General features: G+C 65.6%; 14 protein-coding genes. 5 read left to right on the top strand and 9 right to left on the bottom strand.

The window, feature by feature from the left end; all coding sequences use genetic code 11:
• Positions 1-72: 72 nt before the first annotated feature.
• Entirely contained in the window at positions 73-3,675 is a 3,603-nt protein-coding gene (gene putA / locus HUK72_RS17415) for a trifunctional transcriptional regulator/proline dehydrogenase/L-glutamate gamma-semialdehyde dehydrogenase (protein WP_176598858.1), read from the top strand.
• Between the two features lie 89 nt (positions 3,676-3,764).
• Here putA and HUK72_RS17410 read toward each other — a convergent pair whose 3' ends face one another.
• Positions 3,765-4,466 carry an arylesterase gene (locus HUK72_RS17410; RefSeq protein ID WP_176598071.1) on the bottom strand — a complete coding sequence of 234 codons (702 nt, stop codon included), beginning with the start codon at positions 4,464-4,466 and terminating at the stop codon, positions 3,765-3,767.
• On the opposite strand from HUK72_RS17410, the gene HUK72_RS17405 reads away from it, so the two are divergent.
• Positions 4,465-5,184 (top strand): ABC transporter ATP-binding protein, encoded by a 720-nt coding sequence (locus HUK72_RS17405; RefSeq protein ID WP_255325844.1) that lies wholly within the window; start codon positions 4,465-4,467, stop codon positions 5,182-5,184. The two genes, HUK72_RS17410 and HUK72_RS17405, sit on opposite strands and share 2 nt — an antisense overlap.
• Entirely contained in the window at positions 5,181-7,709 is a 2,529-nt protein-coding gene (locus HUK72_RS17400) for an FtsX-like permease family protein (protein WP_176598069.1), read from the top strand. The genes HUK72_RS17405 and HUK72_RS17400 overlap by 4 nt, the downstream gene beginning before the upstream one ends.
• Before the next feature lie 7 nt (positions 7,710-7,716).
• On the opposite strand, the gene HUK72_RS17395 is transcribed toward HUK72_RS17400, so the two are convergent.
• The 7 genes from HUK72_RS17395 to HUK72_RS17365 form a co-directional block, all read right to left on the bottom strand.
• The gene (locus HUK72_RS17395) at positions 7,717-8,094 is read right to left on the bottom strand and encodes a cytochrome c (RefSeq protein ID WP_176598068.1); all 378 of its coding nucleotides are present in this window, start codon (positions 8,092-8,094) and stop codon (positions 7,717-7,719) included.
• A gap of 25 nt (positions 8,095-8,119) precedes the next feature.
• Positions 8,120-8,362, bottom strand: a complete 243-nt coding sequence (locus HUK72_RS17390; protein ID WP_176598067.1) for a YdcH family protein — start codon at positions 8,360-8,362, stop codon at positions 8,120-8,122.
• A 101-nt stretch (positions 8,363-8,463) separates the two neighbouring features.
• Entirely contained in the window at positions 8,464-9,216 is a 753-nt protein-coding gene (locus tag HUK72_RS17385) for an SDR family NAD(P)-dependent oxidoreductase (protein ID WP_218036164.1), read from the bottom strand.
• Positions 9,213-10,628 carry an FAD-dependent oxidoreductase gene (locus tag HUK72_RS17380; RefSeq protein ID WP_176598066.1) on the bottom strand — a complete coding sequence of 472 codons (1,416 nt, stop codon included), beginning with the start codon at positions 10,626-10,628 and terminating at the stop codon, positions 9,213-9,215. Before HUK72_RS17380 ends, HUK72_RS17385 begins: the two co-directional genes overlap by 4 nt.
• A 4-nt stretch (positions 10,629-10,632) precedes the next feature.
• A complete protein-coding gene (locus tag HUK72_RS17375; protein ID WP_176598065.1) occupies positions 10,633-11,481 on the bottom strand; it encodes an oxaloacetate decarboxylase in 849 nt (282 codons plus the stop codon).
• 4 nt (positions 11,482-11,485) lie between these two features.
• Positions 11,486-12,079 (bottom strand): cysteine hydrolase family protein, encoded by a 594-nt coding sequence (locus tag HUK72_RS17370; protein WP_176598064.1) that lies wholly within the window; start codon positions 12,077-12,079, stop codon positions 11,486-11,488.
• Between the two features lie 62 nt (positions 12,080-12,141).
• Positions 12,142-14,451, bottom strand: a complete 2,310-nt coding sequence (locus tag HUK72_RS17365) for a TonB-dependent receptor (protein ID WP_176598063.1) — start codon at positions 14,449-14,451, stop codon at positions 12,142-12,144.
• 141 nt (positions 14,452-14,592) lie between these two features.
• On the opposite strand from HUK72_RS17365, the gene tcuA reads away from it, so the two are divergent.
• Positions 14,593-16,044, top strand: a complete 1,452-nt coding sequence (gene tcuA / locus HUK72_RS17360) for an FAD-dependent tricarballylate dehydrogenase TcuA (protein WP_176598062.1) — start codon at positions 14,593-14,595, stop codon at positions 16,042-16,044.
• 7 nt (positions 16,045-16,051) lie between these two features.
• Here tcuA and HUK72_RS17355 read toward each other — a convergent pair whose 3' ends face one another.
• Complete coding sequence (locus tag HUK72_RS17355) at positions 16,052-16,954, bottom strand: LysR family transcriptional regulator (protein WP_066559036.1); 903 nt, start codon at positions 16,952-16,954, stop codon at positions 16,052-16,054.
• A 123-nt stretch (positions 16,955-17,077) separates the two neighbouring features.
• On the opposite strand from HUK72_RS17355, the gene HUK72_RS17350 reads away from it, so the two are divergent.
• A complete protein-coding gene (locus tag HUK72_RS17350; protein WP_176598061.1) occupies positions 17,078-17,977 on the top strand; it encodes a VOC family protein in 900 nt (299 codons plus the stop codon).
• The last annotated feature ends 20 nt before the right edge of the window (positions 17,978-17,997 follow it).

Genomic DNA, 17,997 nt, shown 5'->3' with positions numbered 1-17,997 from the left:
TAAGTCATATCACCTTACTATCGGCTGTTCATAAGTCGGATTGCATGCCATGATTTCCCTATCATGGCGCGCATGACGAACCCGCCCCCCTTCACCGATTTCGCCCCCGCCATCCGGCCGCAATCGCCGCTCCGCCAGGCCATCACCGCCGCCTATCGCCGCGATGAAGCAGAGTGCATGGCGCCCCTGCTGGAAGCCGCCGCGCTGCCCGACGCGATGCGGCAGGGGGTGCGCGACATGGCGCGCAGGCTGGTGACGACGCTGCGCGCCAATGGCAAAGGCAGCGGGGTCGAGGCGCTGGTGCAGGAATATTCGCTCTCCAGCCAGGAGGGCGTGGCGCTGATGTGCCTGGCCGAAGCGCTGCTGCGCATTCCCGACGATGCGACCCGCGACGCGCTGATCCGCGACAAGATCGCTGACGGCGACTGGGGCGGGCACCTGGGCGGCGGCAAGTCGCTGTTCGTCAATGCGGCGACCTGGGGACTGGTGGTGACGGGCAAGCTGGTCGGCAGCGTGGACGACCGGGGCTTGGGCGCGGCTCTGACCCGGCTGGTGGCGCGGCTGGGCGAGCCGGTGATCCGGCGCGGCGTGGACCTCGCCATGCGGATGATGGGCGAGCAGTTCGTGACCGGCGAGACCATCGGGGAAGCGCTGAAGCGGGCGCGGACGGAAGAGGCCAAGGGTTTCCAGTACAGCTATGACATGCTGGGGGAGGCGGCGGCGACGGCGGCGGACGCGGCCCGCTATCTGGAGGATTACCGGCAGGCGATCCACGCCATCGGCCGGGCGTCGGACGGGCGCGGCGTCTATGCCGGGCCGGGCATTTCGATCAAGCTGTCGGCGCTGCATCCGCGCTATTCCCGCGCACAGGCGGAGCGGGTCATGGAGGAATTGCTGCCCCGCGTGAAGCAACTGGCGCTGCTTGCCAGGGGCTATGACATCGGCCTCAATATCGACGCGGAGGAGGCGGATCGGCTGGAATTGTCGCTCGATCTGCTGGAGAGTCTGGCGCTGGACCCGGAGCTTGCGGGATGGAACGGGCTGGGCTTCGTGGTGCAGGCCTATGGCAAGCGCTGTCCCTTCGTCATCGACTGGATCGTCGATCTGGCCCAGCGCGCCGGGCGGCGGATCATGGTGCGGCTGGTCAAGGGCGCCTATTGGGACGCGGAGATCAAGCGGGCGCAGGTCGATGGGATGGCGGACTTCCCGGTCTATACGCGCAAGCTGCATACGGACGTTGCCTATATCGCCTGCGCGAAGAAGCTGCTGGCGGCGCGTGACCGGGTGTTCCCGCAATTCGCGACGCATAATGCGCAGACTTTGGCGACGGTCCATCATCTGGCGGGGCCTGATTTCACGCTGGGCGACTATGAGTATCAGTGCCTGCACGGCATGGGCGAGCCGCTGTACGAGCAGGTGGTGGGGAAGGGAAATCTCGACCGGCCCTGCCGCATCTATGCGCCGGTCGGCACGCATGAGACGCTGCTCGCCTATCTGGTGCGGCGTCTGCTGGAAAATGGCGCGAACAGTTCCTTCGTGCACCGCATTGCCGATCCGGCGGTGCCGGTGGAGGAGATGATCGCGGACCCGGTCGAGCAGGTGCTGGGGATGCCGCATCCGGGGGCGCGGCATGCGGAGATTGCTCCGCCGTCCGGACTGTATCCGGATCGGCGCAATTCGGACGGAATCGACCTTAGCGACGAGAATGCGCTGGCGATGCTGGCGCAGGCGTTGGCGGAAAGCATGCAAATCAATTGGACGGCGGCGCCGGAGGGCGAGGAAGGCATGGCGCGGCTGGTGCTGAACCCCGCCAATCGGCGCGATGTCGTGGGGACGGTGTTCGAGGCGTCGGCGGACCATGCGCGGGCGGCGGTCATGCGCGCGGATGGAAGCGGCTGGGCGCAGGTGCCGGTGGCCGAGCGCGCCGCGATGCTGGAGCGGGCCGCCGACGCGATGCAGGCGCGCATGCCGATCCTGCTGGGCCTGATCGTGCGGGAAGCGGGCAAGTCGCTGCCCAACGCCATAGCGGAGGTGCGGGAGGCGATCGATTTCCTGCGCTATTATGCGGCGCAGGCGCGGGCGGCCTTCGGCCCGGCGCAGACCGCCTTGGGGCCGGTCGTGTGCATTTCGCCCTGGAATTTCCCGCTGGCGATCTTCAGCGGGCAGGTTGCGGCGGCGCTGGTCGCGGGCAATGCGGTGCTGGCCAAGCCTGCCGAGGAGACCCCGCTGATCGCGGCGGAGGCGGTGCGGTTGCTGCATGAGGCTGGGGTGCCGGGCGATGCGTTGCAGCTTGTGCCCGGCGCGGGCGAGATCGGCGCGGCGCTGGTGGCGGCGCCGCAGACTGCGGGCGTGCTGTTCACTGGATCGACTGAGGTGGCGCGGCTGATCCAGCGGCAATTGGCCTCCCGCCTCTCCGCTTCGGGCAGGCCCATTCCGCTGATCGCGGAGACGGGCGGGCAGAATGCGATGATTGTCGACAGCTCCGCGCTGGCGGAGCAGGTGGTGGCGGATGTCATCGCCTCCGCCTTCGACAGCGCGGGGCAGCGCTGTTCGGCGCTGCGGATCCTCTGCTTGCAGGAGGATGTGGCGGACCGGACGCTGGCGATGCTGAAGGGCGCGCTCAGGGAATTGCGCATCGGGCGGACCGACCGGCTGGCGGTCGACATAGGCCCGGTCATCACGGACGAAGCGAAGGAAGGGATAGAGCGGCATATAGAGGCGATGCGGGCGCTGGGCTGCGCGGTGGAACAGCAGCCGCTGCCGCAGGAAACCGCGCATGGCAGCTTCGTGCCGCCGACGATCATCGAGATCGACGACATCGCGCAATTGCAGCGCGAGGTGTTCGGGCCGGTGCTGCATGTCATCCGCTTTCCCCGCGCCGGGTTGAACGCGCTGGTCGATGCGATCAATGCGACCGGCTATGGCCTGACCTTCGGGCTGCATACGCGGCTGGACGATACCGTTGCGCAGGTGACGGGGCGGGTGAAGGCGGGCAATCTTTATGTGAACCGCAATGTGATCGGCGCCATCGTGGGCGTGCAGCCCTTTGGCGGACGGGGGCTGTCGGGTACCGGGCCGAAGGCGGGCGGGCCGCTTTATCTGGGGCGGCTGGTGGCGGTGCCGCCGGTCTTTGCCGAGCGGGCCGGTTCGCTCCGGTCGCCGCTCAGCGATTTTGCCGACTGGCTGGCGGCGGAGGGCGAGGAGGAGGCTTCGGCCATGGCGCGGCGCTGTGGCGATGCGTCGGCGCTGGGGGTGGAGATGGCGCTGCCGGGGCCGGTGGGGGAGCGCAACCTCTATGCGCTGCATCCGCGTGGGCAGATCGGGATGCGGCCCGCGACGCGGCAGGGGTTGTTGCAGCAGATGGCGGCGGTGCTGGCGACCGGCAATCGCGGGGTTTTGTGGGATATGAGGCTGCCGTTGGGGTTGCCTGCGCATATTGCGGCGCATTTCACGTCGCAGGCGGACGGGCCGCTTGGGGCGGTGCTGGTTGAGGGGGGTGCCGGGCGGATTGGTGCGGTGGTTCAGGAAGTGGCCGACTTGCCGGGGCCGGTCGTCAGCGTCCATGCGGTGGGGGCGGATGGGGGGTATCCGCTCGACTGGCTGCTGGAGGAGGTGTCGACCTCCATCAACACGACGGCTGCCGGGGGTAATGCCAGCCTGATGATGATTGGGTGAGGGGCTAAAACGCACCGTGCTCCTGCGAAGGCAGGAGCCCAGATCAGCCGGTAGAACTGGGCTCCTGCCTTCGCAGGAGCACGGTGCGCTCAGCTTTTCTTCAGTAAACCCGTCACGACTGGCGCGATCTTGCCGACGATGATGTTCACCCCGGCCGGATTGGGATGGATGGAATCGGCCTGCATCAGCTTGGGATTCCCGATCACGCCTTCAAGGAAGAAGGGGTAGAGCGGCAGGCTGTAATCCTTGGCCAGCCGGGGATAGATGGCGTCGAACTTTGCGCCATAATCCTTGCCCATATTGGGCGCGGCCAGCATGCCGGTGAGCAGCACTGGGATCTGCCGCTGCTTGAGCTGGTCCAATATGGCGCGCAGATTCTTTTCGCTGTCCTCCGGCGCCAGACCGCGCAACATGTCGTTGCCGCCAAGGTCGAGCAGCAGCAGGTCGGGCTTGCGCGGCAGGCCGTCGAGCGTGAAGGCGAGGCGCTGCATGCCCCCCAAAGAGGTTTCGCCTGAAACCCCGGCATTGCGGACCTGAACCGCCAGACCCTTGGCCTTCAGCGCCTGTTCGAGGCGGAAGGGGAAGCTTTCATTCTGGGCCACGCCATAGCCTGCATAGAGGCTGTCGCCGAAGACGAGGACGAGCTTGCCATCTTCGACCGGGGCGGCGCTATTTTGCGCCTGCGCGGACGGGGCGGCGCTGTTGCTGGCGGCTGGTTCGCCCGAACAGGCGGTGAGCAATTGCACAATCGCCACGGCGCCCACATATATCGACCATCTTCCCGCCTTCATGGGGTTCCTTTCGCTGATGCACGGTTCGTCCACCCTTTCCCATATTGCGATTGAAGCGCGCAATGTCATCCTCTCGCTTGGCACGCGCGAAGCGCCGACGCCGATTTTGAAGGGCGTCGACCTTTCCATCCCCAGGGGCGAGAGCCTGGCGATCCTGGGTCCGTCGGGATCGGGCAAGTCGTCATTGATGGCGATATTGTCGGGGCTGGAGCGCGCCAGCGGCGGCGAGGTCCGAGTCGCCGGGATCGATTATGGGCCGCTGGACGAGGATGCGCTGGCGCGGGCGAGGCGCGGGCGCGTGGGCATCGTGTTGCAGAGCTTTCACCTGCTGCCGACCATGACGGCGGTGGAAAATGTCGCCGTGCCGCTGGAACTGGCGGGCTTCGGGGACGCCTTTGCCCGCGCGGCGAGCGAGCTGGAGGCGGTCGGGTTGGGGCACCGGCTGCACCATTATCCGGCCCAGCTTTCGGGCGGCGAGCAGCAGCGTGTGGCCATCGCCCGCGCCGTCGCGCCGGGGCCGGACATCATCTTCGCGGACGAGCCGACCGGCAATCTGGACGGCGCGACCAGCGGGTCGATCGTCGAACTGCTGTTCGCCCGGCGGGCGGCGAATGGCGCCACGCTGGTGATCATCACCCATGATCCCGGACTGGCGGAGCGGTGCGATCGCATCGTGGAGATGCGCGATGGTCTGATTGTAGCGGACCGGAGGCTGTGAAGGGGCCCGAAACTGCGCTGGGCTGGCGCGGCTGCTGGCGGATCGCGCGGCGCGACCTGCATCGCGGCTTTCGGGGGCTGCGGCTGCTGTTCATCTGCCTGTTCCTCGGCGTGGCGACGCTGGCGACCATCGGCGGGCTGACCGCCGCGATCACCGGCGAGATTGCGAGCAAGGGGCAGGTGCTGCTGGGCGGCGATGTCGAGGTGGCGATGTCCCAGCGCGAGGCGAGCGCGGCGGAGAAGGCGGCCTTCCGACGCGAGGGTGTTTTGAGCGAGACGATCAGGCTGCGGGCGATGGCGCAGCGGGTGGGTGAGGGCACTGGTCCCTCCGCCGTGTTGACCGAACTCAAGGGCGTGGATGGGGCCTATCCGCTTTACGGCGCACTGACGCTGAAAGGCGGCCGGACCGGGCCGACGTGCGCCGACGAGCTGGTCATCGGACAGGCGCTGGCGGACCGGCTGGACGTGAAGCCGGGCGATGGCTTGCGCTATGGCGCGGCGACCTTCCACATTCGGGACATCATCGCGGATGAGCCGGACCGGGTGGGCGAGGGTTTTACCCTGGGTCCGGTCGCGCTCACCTCCATGGAAGGTATCAGGCGCACCGGCCTGATCCAGCCGGGCAGCCTGTATGAGAGCAAATATCGCATCCGGCTGAGTGCCGACCGGGATGCCGGGGCGGCGGGCGAGCGGCTGCAGCGTGCCTTCCCCTCTGCCGGGTTCGAGATCAAGGACCGCGACGGCGCGGCGCCGGGGACCAGCCGTTTCCTGGAGCGGATGGGGCAGTTCCTCTCGCTGATCGGCCTCGCCGCGCTCGCCATTGCGGGAATCGGGGTCAGCAATGGGGTCGCCTCCTATCTGGCGATCAAGCGCAACGGCATCGCGACGTTGAAGATATTGGGCGCTTCCTCTGCCGACATCGCTCGTATCTATTTGATGCAGATCGGCGCGGTGGCCATGCTAGCCATTGGCTGCGGGCTGGCGGCGGGCGTCGTGCTGCCGCTGGGGCTGGTGACGGCGATGCGGTACATATTGCCGGTGCAGCCGGGCTTCGCCGTCGCGCCCTGGCCTCTTTTCACCAGCGCGCTTTACGGGTTGTTGATCGCCTTCATTTTCACCATGCCGCCGCTCGCCCATGCGCGGACCCTGCCCGCCGCCGCCCTGTTCCGCGAGATGGTGGACCGGCGGCGCGGCGTCGACCGGGCGAGCATGATCGCCGTGGGCGCGGCGGGAACGGCGGCCCTTGCGCTGGCGCTGGGCACGGCGCGGGAACCGTGGTTCGCGGCGGCGATGCTGGGCGCGGTCGCGGCCATGCTGGCGCTGCTGACCGGAATCGGGCTGCTGGTCCGGCACGTCGCCCGTCGACTGCCCGCGCCGCGCCGTCCGCTTGCCCGGCTGGCGGTGGCCAATCTCCATCGGCCGGGCGCGCAGACTTCGGCGCTGGTGGTGGCGCTGGGGCTGGGCCTGACGCTGTTCGTGACGCTGGCGGCGATCCAGTCGAGTCTCAGCGCCGAAATCCGCAACACCGTGCCCCGCACCGCGCCGGATCAGTTCGTGCTGGACATTCCCATCGCCGCGAAGGAGCGGTTCCTTGCGCTGGTCGCCAAGGAAGCGCCGGCTGCGAAGGTCAATATGGTGCCGACCCTGCGCGGAACGATCGTCGCCTATGGCGGGCAGCGGGTGGCGGACCTGAAGACGCTGCCCGAAGGCGCCTGGTTCCTGCGCGGCGAGCGGGGCGTCACCTATAGCGAGACGCTGCCCGAGGGATCGGAGCTGGTGAAGGGGCAATGGTGGCCGCGAAACTATGCCGGGCCGCCGCTGATCTCGCTCGACCGCGAGGCGGCGGAGGTGATGGGGGTCGGCATTGGCGACACGCTCACCGTGTCGGTGCTCGGGCGCGAGATCGAGGCGCGCATCGCCTCCCTGCGGCAAGTCAATTGGGAGACGATGGGCTTCAATTACATCATGGTCTTCTCCCCCGACACGCTGCGTGGCGCGCCGCACAGCCTGTCAGCGACGATCACGATGAAAGGCGCGTCGGAAGGGGCGATGACGCGCGCGCTGCTGGCGGCCTTCCCCTCCGTATCGATCATCGCCGTGGGAGAGGTGGTGGCGCAGGTCACAGTGCTGCTGGGGCAGATGTCGACCGCGATCGTGCTGGCGGGATCGGTGGCGATCCTGGCAGGGATCGCGGTGCTGATCGGCGCCATCGCGGCGTCGCGGCAGGCGCGGGCCTATGACAGCGTGATCCTGAAGACGGTGGGCGCGACCCGTTGGCAGATATTGGGCGCGCAGAGCATCGAATATGCGCTGCTGGCTGGGGTGCTGGCGCTGGTGGCGTTGGGGTTGGGGCTGGGCGCGGCCTGGTTCGTGATCGTGCGGATATTCGATTTTCACTGGGCGCCGGATTGGCTGCTGGTGCTCTCTACTCTGGGCGCAGGCGCGGTGCTGACGCTGGGGATCGGGCTGCTGGGGTCGATCCCGCTGATGTCGGTGCGACCGGCGCGGGCGTTGCGGGCGCTATAAGGGCCCCTTACTCCGCAGGCGCGAAGCACCGCGCCATGGCTTTCTTGTCTGATGACGCTTTGCCGCAGGGATTGAGGCCATGGAGGAAGGCGATGACGTCCGTCACTTGCTGAGGCGCCAGGACGAAGCGCGGCATATCGCGGTGGCCGACTTCCAGGCCCTTCATGAAGGCGGGCCGCAAGGCGTCGACCGGATACTGCCTGTAGAGATCCCGGAAAGGCGGCGCGACGGCGTTCGGGCTCGCATCGCTTTCCCCGATGGCGTGGCAATTCGCGCATTGCCGCTCCGCCAGCTCGCGGCCCCGGCCCGCATCTCCGCGGCCGGTCGCCGCATAGCCGGCGATCCCGGTCAGCAACAGACCGATCCCGAATATGGGTTTCCACATGCCGAACACTCCTCTCCCGTTCAGATCAAGCCGCTTGCGACAGCGCCTCAGCGATCTGATCCTTGATCGCGAGGCGGCGTTTGCGCAGCTCCGTTTCATGATCCTGCGACGTGGGTCTGACATTCGTCTCGGCCAGGTGGATTGCATCGTTCACCTCGTCATAATCGGCAAGGAGTTGCATGAAGCGCGCATCCGACATCTTCAGCCTGTGTATCTTCTCCATCTGACCGGGAAATTCCTCGCCAAGCATATGCGGCGTATTCGACATGTCTTGCTCCGTTGATGACTGCCGGAGCATGATAGAAGGCGCGCCGGAATGCGCCCATAAGTAGCTTCCCTGATCTTCCGCCAAGGGGATGGATCTTGCGGTCAATCCATCCAGAGGCCGCCGTTCACATCGATAATCTCGCCGGTGATAAAGGCGCTTTCGCGCGTGCAGAGCCAGGCGACCGCCCCGGCCACCTCATCGGACCGGCCCATCCGGCCCACCGGGATTTGCTGCGCCAGCGCGGTGGGGAAGCTGGCCGTCATTGGGCTGGCGATCGGGCCGGGGGCGACAGCGTTGACGGTGATGCCGTGCGCCGCCAGTTCCTTGGCGAGATAGAGGGTCAGCGCATGAACGCCCGCCTTGGCCGCGCCATAGGCGGCGTTGCCGGCGCGCGCCTGTTCCTGCGGGTCGATCCAGGGACGCGGATTGCCGCCATTCTTCGCAAGGACGGACCCGATATTGACGATCCGGCCGAAACCCGCCGCCTTCATCGGCGCGATCACCGCCTGATTGGCAAGGAACAGGCCGCGCAGGTTGATGCCGTGCACCCGGTCCCACTCCTCCAGGCTGATGTCCTCGAACGATCCCAGCGACGTGACCCCCGCCGCGGTGACGAGGGCGTCGATCCGGCCGAAATCGCGGATCACCAAATCGACAAGTTCGCGCACCTGCGCCGCGTCGGCAAGGTCGAGCGCGTAGCCCCGGCCATTGCCCGCCGACGATGGCGCCTCCCGGTCGGCAAGCGCCAGCCGCGCGCCGCCTTCGGCCAGACGCCGTGCGATCGCGTCGCCGATCATGCCGCCCGCGCCAGTGACCAGCACGACCATATCGTCCAGCGCGAACCGCGTCTTCATGCGCCTGCGCTCGCGTGGAGCGCGGCCTGCCGCCCGAACACCGCGCCGCGCAGCACGGATGTCGACCCGGTATAGGTGCGATAATAGAGGCCCATCGTCTCCCCGGCAGCATAAAGGCCATCGATGGCGCGGCCGTCCTGGTCCAGCACACGGGCGTGGCGATCGACCTTCAATCCGCCGAAGGTGAAGACATTGGCCGAGATGATAGGCCAGGCGAGATAGGGCGCCCGGTCGATTGGCCGCGCCCAGTTGGACTTGGGCGGCGTGAGGCCTTGGGTGGCGAGACCGTCACGCTCCAACGGCTTGAATTCGCTTGCCCCGCAGGCTGCATTATAGCGGGCGATGCTGTCGGCCAGCGCATCGCGGGGCACGCAGATCGCATCCGCCAACGCCTCTATGCTGTCGGCCCTGACCGGCGGCTGGTCGGTACGGCTGCCCTTCTGCCAGTTGGGCACATCCTCGATCCGGGCGTCGACGATCAACCAGGCGATGCCGTCGCGCTGCTGATAGATGCGCCGGGTGACATTTTCATAATGGGCATCGACCGTGCCGGGCGCTTCGTCGGTGAAACGCAGGCCGTCCTTGTTGACCAGCACGCCATAGGGGAAGGTGAAGATCGCCGGTTCCGCAAGACCTGAACGGGGATCGATGGGTTCGGCATGATAGCTGCCGAAATCGCCATTGGGCGCGGCCCCGATGTCCAGCGCCATGCGGATGCCTTCGCCCTTATTATAATGGCCTCCCCGCGCCACGGGACGCAGGTTGATCGCCTGCGGGCCGACATAGCGGGCGAGCATTTCCGGATTGCCCTCGAACCCGCCGCAGGCGAGGATCACGGCGTCGCCCTCGATCGCGCCCCGGCTGGTCGCCAGCCCCGTGACGCGCCCGTCCTGCATCAGCAGCGACCGGGCGGTGGTTTCGAAGCGGAACTCCACGCCCTTCGCCTTGCACGCCTCCGTCAGCGTCTCGACCATCGCCAGCCCGCCGCCGACCGGCAGCAGGCGCGTGGTCGTGGTGGTGATGAAGGCGGTGGGCAGGAAATCGAAGCGCAATCCGGCTCGTTCCAGCCAGCGCAGGGTCGTCCCGGCATGGTCGGCAAAGGCCGACAGCAGGTCCGGGTCGACCATCGACTGGCTGCGCGCAAGGGGTGACCAGTCGGCATGGTCACGCACCATTTCCTGTTCGATGCTGGGGTCGGTATAGCCCCCGGCATTGGCCATGAAATGATCGACGAAATCGTCGGCCACCTCGTCCATCGACTTCATGCGCAGATAGGCTTCGGTATAGCGGGTGTTGCCGCCATGCTCGCCCTCCGCAGCGCGTTCGATGAGCGTGACCCGCGCTCCGGCTTCGGCCGCGGTCAGCGCGGCGCTCAGGCCCGCAATGCCGCTGCCCACAACGATCAGGTGCATGATTTTACTCCGGTTTGAACCGCTGTTCGAGCGCGTCCCAATGATGTTTCGCCACCGCTGCTTGCCGTTCCTCGAAAGAGGCGAGCAGGTCGTGGACGGCATCGAGCGAGCCGGTGACCTTGAGCGAACCAAGCACGGTCGCGCTTGCTCGCACCGCCACCTGCAAGGCGGCATTGGCGTAGAGGACCAGACCGAACCCCATGTCGGCCAGCTCGGACTGGGGCAAGGGCGGGGTCTTGCCGCCATGGACGATATTGGCGATCTGCGGCACGGGCAGAGCTGCGATGCGCCGCATCTGCGCCGCATCGCGCGGCGCTTCGACGAAGGTGATGTCCGCGCCTGCCTCGACAAAGGCCTCGGCCCGCTCCAGTGCGGCGTCGATGCCCTCTACCGCCAGCGCATCGGTGCGGGCGATGATCAGGGTGTCACGTGTCCGCGCATCCGCGGCGGCGCGGATCTTGGGTAGCATCTCGCCCAGCGGAATCACGCCTTTGCCGTTGAAATGGCCGCAGCGCTTGGGGAAAAGCTGGTCCTCCAACTGGATGGCGGATGCGCCCGCCCGCTCCAGCACCTTCATCGTGCGAAACGTGTTGACGGCATTGCCGAAGCCGGTGTCGGCATCGACGATCAGCGGCAGGCTGACGGCGTCGGCCATGCGCGACACCGTCCCGGCAATGTCGTCCAGCGTCGTCAGGCCAATGTCGGGCGCGCCTAATGCCATATTGGCGATGCCGGCGCCGGTCACATAGACGCATTCGAAGCCCAGATCCTCGATGATCCGCGCAAAGAGGGCGTTGGCGGCGCCGGGCGCCAGCACGGCTTCCCGGCGCGACGCGATGTCCCGCAGCGCCATGGGATCAGCCCTCCCGCGCCGCCTGGACGAACTGGCCGCTGTTGCTGACCGTGCCGACGGCGGGGGCGATCATCGTGATGAAATGATCATGCAGCGCCGGATTGGGGGCGGCGCAGATATCCTCGATCACGACGGGCGCGAAGCCGGCATCGTCCGCGAAACGGGCGGTGCTTTCCACGACCAGATGGGTGGCGACCCCGCCCATATAGAGCCGCTTGATGCCCTTCTGCATCAGCCAGGTCATCAGGCCCGTGTTGAAGAAGGGATTGACGCACTGTTTGGTGATCACCAGCTCGCCATCGGTCGGCGCGACGTCGGGATGGAATTCGGTGCCGAACTCCCCGACGATCGCGGCGCGATTGGATTTCAGCCCGCCGATCCGGGCGGCGACGCTCAGGCAATCAGCATAGTCGGGACGAAAGCCGAGCCGGACGTGGGCCACCGCCATGCCGGCGCCGCGTGCCGCGTCGAGGCAGCGGCGGGCATTGGCCAGCACGCCCCGTTCCTCGACGATCTTGGCCAGCCCATGCGCTCCGACCTTGCCCTTGGGGTCGACCATTTCATTTTGCAGATCGAGCAGTAGAAGCGCGGACGTCATTCATCATTCTCCGGGTTTCGGGACAGGCCGGGCGGGGACAGGTCACCGACCGGCGGAAAGGATCAGTAACGGACAGAAAGCGTCGCGCCGTAGGTCGCTGGCATACCGGCGAAGCGGGCGGATACGTCCGCGATCTTGTAGGCATTGGTCCAATAATATTTATCACCGACATTGCGGCCCCAGATGCTGAAGCGCCAGCGGTCGTTGGCGCTGGCAATTCCGGCGCGCAGGTCGATAAGAGTATAGCCGTCGATCGCCAGCGTCGGATTTTGCCCGAGTGCGCCGTTGGTCTTGCTGCGGCCGTTGATATTGCCGCCAATAAAGGCGTTGAGCGTCTGCGATACCGGGAATTCGTAATCGGCGGCCACCGACCATTGCCAGCGCGGCGTGTTGGGGAAGGATTCGCCCTTGAAATTCTCGACCACGCCATAGGGATCGAAGTTCACGAAGTCCCCGATGCGGCTTCGGACATAAGTCACGCCTGCATTCAGTGTCAGCCCCCGCACCGGACGCAGCACCGCCTGTAGTTCGGCACCCGTCACCTTCGACTTGGGAATATTGACCAGCAGGTTCAGCGGGCCGAATATATTGGGTGTCAGAATAACGCTGCCCAGAGTCTGCTTATCGCGATAGTCATAGTGGAATATCGCGCCGTTCAGTTGCAGTTTCCGATCCAGCAGCGTCAGCTTGAAACCGGCTTCATAGGCGGTCAGCTTTTCCTGCGTCACCGGCGTATATTGCGAGTCCGACGATGCCGGGATCAACGGGAAGGCGCCGACCTTATAACCGCGACTGACGCTGGCATAGAGCAGCGTGTCCTTATTGGGCTTGAAGTCGATGCCGCCGCGCCAGGACAGATTGTCCTGCGCCAGCTTGGTCCGGGTGATCGTCGGTTGCAGAGCGGCATTGAGCTGCGTGCATTGCGGATTGGGACCGAGCGCCAGGGGATCGCCCTGGGTGATGATGCCCAGGCCGACCGCCAGACTACCATTGGCGCTGTTGCCGGTGCAGCCCGTGAACTTGTCCGACGTGTCGGTATAGCGAAGCCCGCCATGCAGCGTGATGGTATCGCTCAGCACCATGTCGACATTGCCGAAGACGCCATAGGTCTTGAACCGCTGCTCCGAAGAAATCGGGATCTGGTCGGGCACCGGCAGGCCGAAGAAGACGGCGAAGGGCGCGAAGCCGGACGCTTCGGTCGAAGTCAGCCGCTGGACTTCATCCACCTTGTTGTTTTCATGGTTGGCGCCCACGATCCAGCGACTGCCGGAGCCGAACTCGCCCGAAAGCCGCACTTCCTGAAAGAAGGCCTTGATCCGCCCGCTGTCGATCGTGTCGACCAGCACCAGCGCGGTGCCGTCAGGGTCGACCACGTCATGCTGCTTATAGTCGGAATAGGAGGTGAGCGAGGTCAGCGTCACGCTGTCGCTAAGCTCATAGTCGAACCGGCCCGTTACCTGCCACTGGCGGTCGTCGCGGCGGGGATTGAGGCCCGCCGTCCAGTCGCCCACACGGGCGTCGGATGTGACGATCGGCTGGTTCGCCAGGCGCGGATCGACGAAGGGCGGTATCAGCGGATTGACCTGGATAAGCTGCGCCGCCTGCACGTCGGATTTGTCCCAGAAGGCGTTGAAGCCGATCTTCGCCTTCAAACGCTCTCCCTTATAATCGATGAGGCCGCGAAGCTGGGTGAAGTCGCGCTTGCCGTTGCGATCATTGGGCCGGGTTGCGCTGCGCTGCCATTCGCCCGATCCTTCATGCCGGGCCGCGATCCGCACCGCAACCGTATCGCTCAGGGGGCCGGACACGAAGCCGCCCAGATCCCAGCTATCGAAGCGGCCATAGCTGGCGTCGGCCCCGGCGGTCAGATGGTCGGTCGGGCGGGCGGCGATATAGTTCACCGCACCGCCGGTCGAATTGGACCCGAACAACAGGCCCTGTGGACCCTTCAACACTTCCACCCGTTCCAGGTCGAAACTGGCGCTGCGGGTCATCGCGGAAAAGGGCAGGGGCGCCTCGTCCTGATAGACCGTCACGGTCGGCGTGGAACCGATGTCGTAATTGTAGAAGCCCACGCCGCGCAGCGAATAGACCGGCGTGCTGTAGGCCGACTGGGTGAAGGTGAAGCCCGGCACGATCTTGCCCAGATCATTGGCGCTCTGGATGCCCGCCTTGACCAGCTCGTCTCCGGAAGCGGCGCTGATCGACATGGGAACATCGTTGATCGATTCCGCCCGCTTGGTAGCGGTGACGATGATGTCGGCGCCCATGTCGGGCTGCGCCGCCTCCTGCGCCAGAGCGACCCCGGCGGGCAGAAAGGACATGGCAATTGCGGTGCTGGACACGGCTGCTGCTAGGCGCGCGAACGTCATCTTCTTCTCTCCCATTGGCCGTCGGCTTGTTTTGACGATGCCTCGGCTTTCCCCTTGACCACAGGGCTAGAACATCGCCATCATCGAGTGAAGCGATAATTATCGATAGCGATTATCGTCATTCATGATAGGAGAGACTATATGCGGAATGTCCTGGTGGTGGGCGCGGGCAATGCGGCGCTCTGCGCGGCGATCGCCGCGGCGGAGGGCGGCGCGAAGGTCACCGTGCTGGAACGGGCGCCGAAAACGGCGCGGGGCGGCAACTCCGCCTTTACCGGCGGGGCGTTCCGCACCGTCTATGACGGGGTGGAGGATATTGTCCGCCTCGTCCCCGACCTTACCGAGCAGGAACGGGACAGCAGCGACTTCGGGCGCTATGATGCGGAGAAATTCTACCTCGATCTGTGCGAACTCAGCGGCTATCGCGCCGACCCGCTGCTGATCGACATATTGGTGCAGCAAAGCCTGCCGACCCTGTCATGGATGCGCGATCAGGGCGTGCGCTTCCTGCCCGCTTATGGCCGGCAATCCTTCAAGGTCGACGGGCGGAACATCTTCTGGGGCGGCCTGACGGTCGAGACGGCAGGCGGCGGAGTCGGCCTGGTGGACGCGCTGTTCCGCCGTGCCGAAGCGCTGGGCGTCACGATCCGCTATGACCATAAGGTCGAACAATTGATCGGCAATCGGCATAGGGTGGAGGGCGTCATCGTCAATGGCGAGGCGCTGCAGGCCGATGCGGTCGTGTTGGCGGCGGGCGGCTATCATGCCAATGCCGAATGGCGGGTGCGCACTTTGGGGCAGGGCTGGGATCTGGCGAAGGTCCGAGGGTCGCGCTACAATACGGGCAACGTAATCCAGGCCGCCTTCGCCATCGGGGCGCGGTCGCACGGCAACTGGTCGGGCTGCCACAGCGTCTTCTTCGACGCGGGAGCCGAGGACTTCGGTAATATCGCCATGCTCAACCAGCAGAAAAATTATTTCACGCTCGGTATAGTCGTGAACCGAAATGGCGAACGTTTTTTCGACGAAGGGTCTGATTTCCGCAACTATACCTACTCGAAAATGGGCGCGGCGATTCTGCGCCAGCCCGGCGGCACGGGCTGGCAATTGTTCGACGCCCAGTCGATCCCTATCCTGCCCGACGAATATCGCGTGCCGCGAGCGGCGCGGTTCGAATCGGATACGCTGGAAGGATTGGCGGCCAAGCTGGAAGGCATTGATCGCGACGCCATGCTGCGGACAATCGCGGAATTCAATGCAGCGGTGGATGAGGACGTGCCCTTCAACCCTGCGGTGAAGGATGGACGCGGCACCCGGGGTCTTGCGATCAACAAGAGCAATTGGGCGCGGGCGCTGCGCGAGCCGCCCTTTGTCGCTTATGAGGTCACATGCGGCATCACGCTGACCTTCGGCGGATTGGCGATCGACGAGCAGGCCCGCGTCCAGAGCGAGGAAGGCGAGGCGATCGCCGGGCTCTACGCGGCGGGCGAACTGGTCGGCGGCCTTTATTATGATCGCTATCCCGGCGGCGCGGGCCTGACCAGCGGCGCGGTGTTCGGCCGGATCGCCGGTGCCCACGCCGCCATGGGCTGATGCCGGACTACATAGCCATGATGTCGACCAGCGCCTGACGCAGCCAGGTCAGCGCAATGTCCTTCGATTGATCGGGCCGCCAGGTGGCCGAGATGTCGATTTCCGGGGTGGGAAGGGGAGGCTCGATCCATTTGAGCTTCCATTCCCCCTTCAGCGTCGTGGCCAGTCGCCTGGGCAGGATGGCGACCGCGTCGCTGCCTGCGACGATCCGGGCGAAGATCAGATAATTGCCCATGGTGAGGCGGAGGTTCGCGGCCTTGCCCAGCTCGTCCCACAACATGGTTTCATGGTTGAACGACACGCGGGGCAGCGCCGAATAACCGACATGGCGCAGCGCCAGAAATTCATCGGCCGACATTCCGGGGTAGAGCGCGTCATTATCCTCCGCGCCGATGCAGACATAAGTGTCGCGATAGAGCAATTCCCGTTCCATGCCCGATACGCGCAGCGCATTGGCCGGAAAGACGAACAGGTCGATGTCTGGCCGGGTCGAGCGGTTGAGGAATTGCGGCCGGATCTCGACAAAGTCGAAGGACAGTTGTGGAGCCTCTATAGCCGCCCGCGTCAGCAACGGCCCGCCGACCAGCGCCGCGACATAGTCTGCCGTCGCAATCACCAGCCGCCGCTCGACAGTATCGATCTGGCCGCGTGACTTGGTGATGACTGCCCGCACACCATTCAGCAATTGGGACACGTCCGGCATGATTTGTTCGGCCAGCGGCGTCGGCACCATTTCGCTGCCCGACCAGGTGAACAGTTCATCGTCCAGCGCCTGCCGCAGCCGGTTGAGCGCGGCGCTGACCGTGGACTGCGCCAGGTTCAGCGTCCTTGCAGCGTTGGATACGTTGCGGTTGGTCCAGATCGCCTCCATCGTGACCAACAGGTTGACGTCGAAATCCCTCAGTTGCATCGCTCTCGCCCAGTGATCGTTTATGACAATAGTGACTATCCAAATATATCGTTTCTGGCAATAGTCTGGCGGCGCTAATCCAGTCCCATCAGCTCGCGGCAAGCGAGAGGCAGGAGTGGATCGATGGCAGAATTGCAAAATCTCGCCTATGTTGTTTTCAGCGTCAGCGATCTTGACGCCTGGCGCAGCTTTGCAACCGACATCGTTGGCCTGGGCACGGTGACGACACCCGACGGCGGCCTTGGCCTGCGCATGGACGATCATCCCTGGCGGATGCTCGCCACCCAGGGGGTTGACGATGACCTGACCCATGCGGGTTGGGATGTCGGCTCGGCGGAGGAACTGGACGTCTATGTCGCCGCGCTTCGCGCTAAGGGTGCGGACGTGCGTGAGGAAGATGCCGGGCGAGCGGCGGCGCGCTGCGTTGTCCGGCTCTACAGCCTCACCGACCCGAATGGCGTCACCCACGAATTTTTCAGCGGGCGCACTGGTTTCGTTCAGGATGGCGGCCATCTTTCGCCCATCTTGCGCGGCGCGGGCTTCACGACCGGCGACCTTGGCATCGGCCATATCCTGCCGGTCTCGCGTGATTATGACGAAGGCGTCGCCTGGTATCGCGACATATTGGGTCTGCGCTACAGCGACCGCATCCGGCAGCTCATCGCGCCGGGCGTCTACGCGGACGCGACCTTCTTCCACAGCGCCACTGGGCGTCACCACTCGCTCGCGACAGGCTCTTTCCCGTCGTCCAAGCGGCTCAATCACCTGATGCTGGAATATCGGGACATGAATGATGTCGGCCTGGCCTGCGATCGCGCCAAGAAGGCCGGTATCCCGATCGTGCTGGAACTCGGGCACCATCCGAATGACCAGATGTTCAGCTTTTACATGCGGACTCCCTCGGGCTTCGGGATGGAACTGGGTCATGGCGGCCTGGTGATCGACGAGGCGAACTGGGAGCCGCAAATCTACGACCGCATGTCGGACTGGGGCCATGCCCGCAACATGAACATGGCCGACTGAATAGTGGCCAATCCAATCAG

It is taken from the genome of Sphingobium sp. 15-1, assembly GCF_013375535.1.
Classification (GTDB): Bacteria; Pseudomonadota; Alphaproteobacteria; order Sphingomonadales; family Sphingomonadaceae; genus Sphingobium; species Sphingobium aromaticivastans.
The sequence above is the reverse complement of the archived record's forward strand: the minus strand, read 5'-3'. Positions and strand labels throughout refer to the sequence as shown.